The sequence below is a fragment of the Sphingobium vermicomposti genome (genome assembly GCF_011762025.1).
GTDB classification, from domain to species: Bacteria; Pseudomonadota; Alphaproteobacteria; order Sphingomonadales; family Sphingomonadaceae; genus Sphingobium; species Sphingobium vermicomposti.
Map to the genome: position 1 here is coordinate 20,972 of NZ_JAASQR010000005.1, position 6,785 is coordinate 27,756.

General features: G+C 64.0%; 11 protein-coding genes. 4 read left to right on the forward strand and 7 right to left on the reverse strand.

What is annotated here, in order from left to right; translation table 11 throughout:
• Positions 1-161: 161 nt before the first annotated feature.
• Positions 162-1,037 (forward strand): replication initiation protein, encoded by an 876-nt coding sequence (locus FHS54_RS16260; RefSeq protein ID WP_167305234.1) that lies wholly within the window; start codon positions 162-164, stop codon positions 1,035-1,037.
• Between the two features lie 54 nt (positions 1,038-1,091).
• On the opposite strand, the gene FHS54_RS16265 is transcribed toward FHS54_RS16260, so the two are convergent.
• From FHS54_RS16265 to FHS54_RS16280, 4 genes are all read right to left on the reverse strand, one after another.
• Complete coding sequence (locus FHS54_RS16265; RefSeq protein WP_167305235.1) at positions 1,092-1,442, reverse strand: DUF3147 family protein; 351 nt, start codon at positions 1,440-1,442, stop codon at positions 1,092-1,094.
• Between the two features lie 11 nt (positions 1,443-1,453).
• Positions 1,454-1,732: a hypothetical protein gene (locus FHS54_RS16270; protein ID WP_167305236.1), complete on the reverse strand. Its 279-nt coding sequence runs from the start codon at positions 1,730-1,732 to the stop codon at positions 1,454-1,456.
• 17 nt (positions 1,733-1,749) lie between these two features.
• Complete coding sequence (locus FHS54_RS16275; RefSeq protein WP_167305237.1) at positions 1,750-2,391, reverse strand: AAA family ATPase; 642 nt, start codon at positions 2,389-2,391, stop codon at positions 1,750-1,752.
• A gap of 74 nt (positions 2,392-2,465) precedes the next feature.
• A complete protein-coding gene (locus tag FHS54_RS16280; RefSeq protein ID WP_167305238.1) occupies positions 2,466-3,098 on the reverse strand; it encodes a transcription elongation protein SprT in 633 nt (210 codons plus the stop codon).
• A 404-nt stretch (positions 3,099-3,502) separates the two neighbouring features.
• On the opposite strand from FHS54_RS16280, the gene FHS54_RS16285 reads away from it, so the two are divergent.
• From FHS54_RS16285 to FHS54_RS16295, 3 genes are all read left to right on the forward strand, one after another.
• Positions 3,503-3,784, forward strand: a complete 282-nt coding sequence (locus tag FHS54_RS16285; RefSeq protein ID WP_167305239.1) for a type II toxin-antitoxin system RelB/DinJ family antitoxin — start codon at positions 3,503-3,505, stop codon at positions 3,782-3,784.
• Positions 3,753-4,073 carry a type II toxin-antitoxin system YafQ family toxin gene (locus FHS54_RS16290; RefSeq protein ID WP_167305240.1) on the forward strand — a complete coding sequence of 107 codons (321 nt, stop codon included), beginning with the start codon at positions 3,753-3,755 and terminating at the stop codon, positions 4,071-4,073. The genes FHS54_RS16285 and FHS54_RS16290 overlap by 32 nt, the downstream gene beginning before the upstream one ends.
• 70 nt (positions 4,074-4,143) lie before the next feature.
• Positions 4,144-4,782: a histidine phosphatase family protein gene (locus FHS54_RS16295; protein WP_167305241.1), complete on the forward strand. Its 639-nt coding sequence runs from the start codon at positions 4,144-4,146 to the stop codon at positions 4,780-4,782.
• A gap of 135 nt (positions 4,783-4,917) precedes the next feature.
• Here FHS54_RS16295 and FHS54_RS16300 read toward each other — a convergent pair whose 3' ends face one another.
• Genes FHS54_RS16300 through FHS54_RS16310 form a run of 3 tightly spaced genes read right to left on the reverse strand, consistent with a single transcriptional unit; the run spans position 4,918 to position 6,640 of the window.
• Positions 4,918-5,880 carry a tyrosine-type recombinase/integrase gene (locus tag FHS54_RS16300; RefSeq protein WP_167305242.1) on the reverse strand — a complete coding sequence of 321 codons (963 nt, stop codon included), beginning with the start codon at positions 5,878-5,880 and terminating at the stop codon, positions 4,918-4,920.
• Positions 5,877-6,251, reverse strand: a complete 375-nt coding sequence (locus tag FHS54_RS16305) for a CopG family transcriptional regulator (RefSeq protein ID WP_167305243.1) — start codon at positions 6,249-6,251, stop codon at positions 5,877-5,879. The genes FHS54_RS16300 and FHS54_RS16305 overlap by 4 nt, the downstream gene beginning before the upstream one ends.
• A 35-nt stretch (positions 6,252-6,286) precedes the next feature.
• The gene (locus FHS54_RS16310; RefSeq protein WP_208405103.1) at positions 6,287-6,640 is read right to left on the reverse strand and encodes a DUF7673 family protein; all 354 of its coding nucleotides are present in this window, start codon (positions 6,638-6,640) and stop codon (positions 6,287-6,289) included.
• Positions 6,641-6,785 lie beyond the last annotated feature (145 nt).

Here is a 6,785-nt window from a genome sequence, read left to right on the forward strand (position 1 = left end):
GGGCAGAGTCGGGTGAGCCTTGGGGTATCCGCTCTCACGACGGTGAGTTTTGGGGTATCCCCATCGCCGGTCAAACGGCGAGCCGGACGATTTGCATAACTCACTGTTCGTCATTAGGGTGAGCCGATGGAAAGATTCCGCTCACCGTTGGAAGTGATCGCATGACGCAAGCTGCCCTGGCCGAAACTGCTCGAACATTGACGCAGCGCGGTCGCGGCAACCCGTTCGATCCCGCCAATTACGGGGAAATCGTCAAGCCCGGCGAGTTGGTCGATATTGTTGAGCTGTCCCCCCTCACCTTGGCCGATCGCCGCATCTACAACCTGCTGATCGCCAATGCCTGGGATCGGATCGGCGAGCCGGTCATCCACCGTATCGCCAAATCGGCGCTCAAGGGCACGCACCAGGGTAATGAGCGCATCGAAAGCTCGCTGCTGCGCCTGATGGGCACGATCGCGATCGTCACCATCCGCAAGGGCGGCAAGAGCTTCAAGCGCCGCGTCCAACTCCTCGGTCCTAGCGACGAAAGCCTCGAAAAGGACGGCTTCCTTCATTATCGCATCCCCGAGGAGCTGATTGAGATACTGCGCAACAGCGAGGTCTATGCACGACTCAAGACGCAGGTGATGTATTGTTTCGAATCGAAGTACGCGCTCTGCCTCTATGAGATGATCGAGCGCCGCATCGGGCTTGAATACAAGCAATCCGAAGAGTTCACCATTGCCGAGCTGCGCGGCCTGCTCAACGTGCCGGAAGGCAAGCTCGAACGCTTCGCCGATTTCAACAAATACTGTCTCAAGGTGGCAGCGGACGAAATCAACAAGCTCTGTCCCTTCTATGTCGAGTTCACGCCGATCAAGAAGGGTCGCAAGGTCGAGCGGGTTTCTATGATGTGGCTACCGAAGACGTCGAGTGGCCGGCGCGATGCGCAGAACCTGATCGACCAGCACAGCATCGTGCGCCGCGCCAAGCTGCGCGGCGGCATCCCCGAAATGCCGGTGCTGGTGGATTTCAACCTACCCGCCGCCGAACGGTGAGCCCCTACCCCAAAACTCACCGTTAGGGCGCTGATGCGAACCGACGCGTAATTTTTAAAGTTGCAGACCGAAACGCGGCCCAAGCCATGTGAGCGCAGTATAGAGCGCGATCGTCAATCCACATCCGGCGAGAAGCGCCGGCCAGAATCCGACACGATGCTGCATCAGCGCTGGAATGAGCAGAAACATCGGCAGGGATGGCAGCACATACCAGAACGTCGCTCGTGCATGAGCAGCCATATTCTCAGCGTCCGGCCGTTCGTTCCAAAGCCATATCATGCCAAGAACCGACACCAATGGCAGCGACGCAATGAGCGCTCCGAAGCCCGGATAGCGCTTCGCCATTGTCGATGCCACGGCGATCAGCACGCCTGAGATCGTGGCCTTAAGGACCAAATAGAGCATCTTTTCTGCTTCTATCCCTCACCGGCGTCGAGGGCGCGACTGACGGTGAATTGTATCCAGGCGCTGCGGCTGATCCCGCGCCGCTTGGCCGCCGCATCGACCTTGGCGAGAAGTGCGCGATCGAAGCGCAGCATCACCGGCGCTTTGCGCGGCTCGCTCCCCTCCCCCGGCTCCTCGGCCGCCTCGATCGGCGCGGCCGCTGGCGTCACCGCGCCGGCGATGAAGGCATCGGCGGCCGCGTCGTCGGCCGGGACCTTCGGCTTGCTGTTCGGTTTACGCGCGATAGCCATCGATATGCACTCCGCTATTATCGTGATATACAAACGGCAGCGATCAGCGCCGTCAGCTCGTCGATCGCCTTAGGGTCGCGCGGGCTCTGCTCAAGGATCGCCCTGCCCTCGGCCGCCGCGTTCGGGAACGCCTTACGGCGCACGATCGACGTGGGCAGCACCTCGATCCCCTCAATGTCGCCGATCATTTCCAACGCGGCCTCATTGTCCGCCCCTTGCGCGTCCGCGCCGTTCAGCACGGCGACGGCGCGTAGGCCCTCGTTGATCTCGCGCGCCTCGGCGACCAGCGCCGAAACCTGATCGAGCGCCCACACATCGAAGCTGCGCGGCTGCACGGGGACCAGAAGCGTATCGGCGACGGTGAGCGCGGCGCGCAGCGAGCCGGTGTCGCGCCCGCCGACATCGATGATGATGTCATCATATTTGCTGGCGAGCTGGCGGACCTGGCTGCGCAACGCAGCGCCGGTCAGCGCCACAGCGGTATAGCCGGCTTGCCCGAGCCGCTCGGTGCGGAGCTGGGTGAAGGTGAGGGCGGTGCCCTGCTCGTCCCCGTCCACCAGCAAGAGGTCGCGGCCGGCAAGCGCCAGCGCGACCGCGAGATTAACGGCAAGCGTGGTCTTCCCGACGCCGCCCTTGGTGTTTCCGACTGCCAATATCATAGCGCCCTCACTTCGCGAGCTATCGTTAATCGCTTCGGCATGATCTGTCCATCATTGTGATATACAAATGATGTTCACTCATCCGGCTCGGGATCGTCGTCGTCGAGCGGATCGTGCTGCATCGGCCCATGCCCGTCGATCGGGCAGAGCGGCGCGCCGGCCTGTTCCAGCCACTTGCGCGCAGTCCTCACCGTATAACCGCACTCCGCACACTCGCATTTGAGCAGCCGGGTCGTCTGCTTCTTGGGCGCGGTCGTCTCGCCGGCGGTGTCGAGCCGGGCATGGGGGAGGGGGCCTGCCGCATCGAGGATTGGCGCGACGGCCGCAAGGAACGCCTCGCCGGGGGTCGTGGCGCGCATCGGTCCGACTAGGCCGAGTCCCACAGCAACGCGTTTAAACGCCTTCCCATGTCCGGCCGGGATGCCGACAGCGGCATGGACCAGCTCGTGCGCGAGGATAGCCGCGATCTGCGCCGGCATGGCATCGGGCGCGTGCGCGAGGTCTGGCCGGATGAAGATTTCAAAATGGCCGTCAGCGCTGAGCCGGTTATCCCAGCACTCGCCGATCGCCTTGCCTTTCGCGCCCCGACTGGTGAAACCGATCGCGACGCGCACGCGTGAGGGCAGGGGAGCGTCCAGCGCTTCGAACAGAGGAGCCATGCCCAGCGCCACCCGGTTGAGCCAGCTTTCGCGGTTATCGTGGTCCATCTCACTTGCTCCTTCAAATCGCCCTCTCGGGCGATGGCCTCGCCATCGCTCCCGAGTTCGCGCGGAGCAGCGGGGGAGAGGGGGGCAGCGAGAATCTGACGGGGTGGTGCGGGCGCAGGGAGCGCAAGCGACTGAGCCACGGCCCCGCTGATTGTCGTTGCTGGGGGGAGGGGGCAGCGCCCCCTTCACCCGACTAGCAAAGGACGCCGGCAGCGCCGGCACAGCTTGGGCGAGATCCGCGCAGCGACCTCGTTTCCGCCAGGGGATCGTTACCTTCGGCCGAGACCGGGAAGCGGGCTCGGTGCGCGCAGCGCATAGAGCCCCGGTGCCGCGACAGCGGCAGGCGCAAGGAAGTTGAAAGCGTTGCTCAATTGAGCTACATAAAGTCGATCAAGGAGATTCCCATGGCTGCTACCGCTTTTGTGCGCGCGCGCATTGATGAGACGTTGAAGGATGAAGCCGCCGCTGTCCTGGCCGAGCTGGGCCTGACCGTATCGGATGTCGTCCGCATGACTCTCACGCGGGTCGCGAAGGATCATGCGCTGCCGTTCGAGCTGAAGGTGCCCAACGCCGAGACGCGGGCGGCGATCGAGGCGTCCCGCGCCACGATGAAGGCACGCCGCGCCCGCTTCACCGATCCCCAGGAACTGTTTGATGCCCTCGACCAAGAAGCCCGCCAGCAGTAAGCGCGCTTCACTCCCTCGCGAGGCTTCCTACGAAAAGCGGTTCGTGAAGGATTGGGAGCGGCTGTCGCGCAGCGGGCGCTACAACATGAATCAGCTCAAGGAAGCGATGATGCTCCTCATCGCCAACGACGCGCCGCTTGGCCCGGAATGGCTGGATCATCCGCTCAAGGGCGAGTGGAGCGACCATCGCGAGTGCCATATCGGCGGCGACTTCCTGCTCATCTACACGGTCGAAGGAAATCTGGTGAACTTCGTGCGCGCCGGCACACATGCGGAATTATTTGAATAGCAGACAGTCATCTATCCGCTATCATTTGTATAGCGTTTAGATACTAATCAGCATAAAGGAAGATAGGGGCTTGAGAGCCATATTCATCCGCCACGGAGAAAGCACCGGCAACGCCGGCGTGCCCTGCACTGATCTGGCGACGATCGAGCTGACCGAGCGCGGCCAGGAACAGGCGCGCCAGGTCGCGGCGAGCTGGACCGAGGCGCCCGCGCTCATCGTCACCTCGCCCTATACGCGCACCCGGCAGACGGCCGCACCGACGATCGCGCGCTTTCCGGGCGTGCCGGTGGAAGTGTGGCCGATCGAAGAGTTCACCTATCTGCAACCGGCGCGCTGGAACGGCACGCGCAGCGCCGAACGGATGCCGCACCTCGAACGCTATTGGAGTGAGGCCGACCCGGCCTATTGCGACGGGGAAGGGGCGGAGAGTTTCAGCGCCTTGCTACAGCGCTGCGAGGCGGCTCTATTGAGGCTCGCGACCCGGCCTGCCGGATCGCTGGTCTACGTGTTCGGGCACGGGCAGTTCATCCAGGCCGTCCGTTCGATCGTCACCGAAACCGATCTGGATGAGCGGGGCAAGATGCTCCGGTTCTGGCGAAAAGGGATGCCGCCCGCGATCAGCAACGCGGAACGGATAGGACTTCATTGGAAAGGTGGCCGCTGGGAATCTACGGCTACCCGAGGCGCTGCTTCGACCGGCACCTCCTGAGGACCGCTAATGCATTGGCTGCTTCAGATTGAAGCGCTATATTCCGCTTGGCTTCATCGCTGTCACCGATGACACTACCTGAGCCCGTCGCGCTGTGAACGCGGCGGGCTCAAACTTTTTCGGACGCAATATGGCCTAGATCAGCACTCGCTCCACCTCGTCCAGCGTCACGTCGTCGGGCCGGCGATCATAGAGCTGGGTGGTGCGTGTCGAGCTGTGGTTCGCCATCGCCGCCGCCGTTTCCAACGTGCCGCCGTTCTTGAGATAGGTGGTGATCCCGGTCGCGCGGAAAGAGTGATTGCCGATCGTCGTCTCGATCTCCGCTGCCGCCGCGCGCCGGCGCACCATCGCGAACGCGTTGGCCTGGGGCAGGGGGGTATCGCTTAGTCGCTTAGTCCCCCGCGCGATCGTGCGGAACAGCGGTCCCTTGCGGTCCTCGCGCAACCCGCACCCGTCAAGATATTCGGCCAGATAATGCTCAAGATTGTGGTGGCAGGGCATTTCGTGGCGCTTGCCGCCTTTCTCGTGAAGCCGCACCCATAGCCGGCGATTCTGCACGAACACGTCCTCGACGCGCATCGCCAGCGCCGCGCCGATCCGTGCGAACGAATAGACCATGAGGCCGATCAGCGCCCGATCGCGCAAGCCCGCCGGTGTCGTCACGTCGATCGCGTCTAACAGCCGGCGCGCCTCGTCGGGGGCCAGCACCGGCGTCTTGCCACGCCGGACGCTATGCGCCGGCCCTCGTACCGACGCGGCGGGGTTCACCGGCACTACCTGGCCCGTCACCAGCCAGTCGAGCAGGTGACGCACGGCGGCGAGCTGCTGCTTGACGCTGGGGGCGCTCACCTCGCGCCCCAGCGCCTCGATCCAGGCCGCGACATGCAGCGGCGCGATGCCGGCGAGGGTGACGACACCCCGCGCCTCGCACCAGGCCAGGAAGTCGCCCGCCGCACGCATATAGGCGCGACGAGTATGCGGGTTGCGGACTGTGACGGCGAAGAACTCAAGGAAGCGGAGCCGCGCGCGATCGTCGGCCGCCGCGATCAGCGCCGGCAGCGCCAGCGCCGGCGAGGACAGGGGGGCGAGCTGGTTCATCGCACGATCTTCTCCCAGCGCGCTTCCTCGGGGCGCGGCTGCGCCATCTTGCGCTCCAATTGATCGAACACCTCGTCGGCATCCCGCGCCAAGTGCATTTCGGCGGCGGATGCGTCCAGCGTCCGGCGTAACAGCTCCGAGCGCAGGTCTTTATGCGGTTCCAGGTCGATGAAGTTCCAGACGATCGCGAACACCGCCTCGGATGGATCGACGAAATGGCCCTGTTCAACCTGCTCCAACAGCCAGTCGGCCATATCCGGAGGAAGATACGCCTCGAAACGCAGGCCGCCCGCGCGCGCCTGCTCGCGCAGCGCCTTGGCCTGGTCACGCTCGGCATAGTTGTCGGCGAAAGCCTCGTCGTCATTGTCCATATGGCATTCCTCTCGGCGGTGGATCTCGGGATCGTTTAAACGGCGTCGTTTGGATCTCCGCGATAGCGAACCCAAAGGTCGTGCATCGCATCGCGGTAGCCCCATGCGTCGGCGTAGATCGTGGATTCCTGCGCCAGATGGGCCATGATCGTCAGCATATCCTCGGCGATCACGGCATCGACGTTGCAAAGGTGGATGATGGGGAAATGACCGCACTCAAGGCCGTTCCACCAGGCCAGCAGAAAATCCGCGACCTTGGGCGACGCGCCCGTCTCGGCCGCGCGTGTGGGGGGCAGGGCGATGGCGAGCAGGCGCCCGATCGCCTCGCCAGCCTCATCATGGCTGACGGCCCGAATGACGGGGCGACGTTGCGGGGGGTTCGTGCTCAAAAGCCCCGTCGCCCGATCGACGCCAGCAGCTCAGGATTCCGGGCAATCCGTTTAAACGACTCCGTCAGGCTATCGTGCAGCGCGCGAGTGCCCCGGCGCTCGCTAGCGTCGGCTTGGTGGGTAAAACCCCGAACCTTGCCTTCCG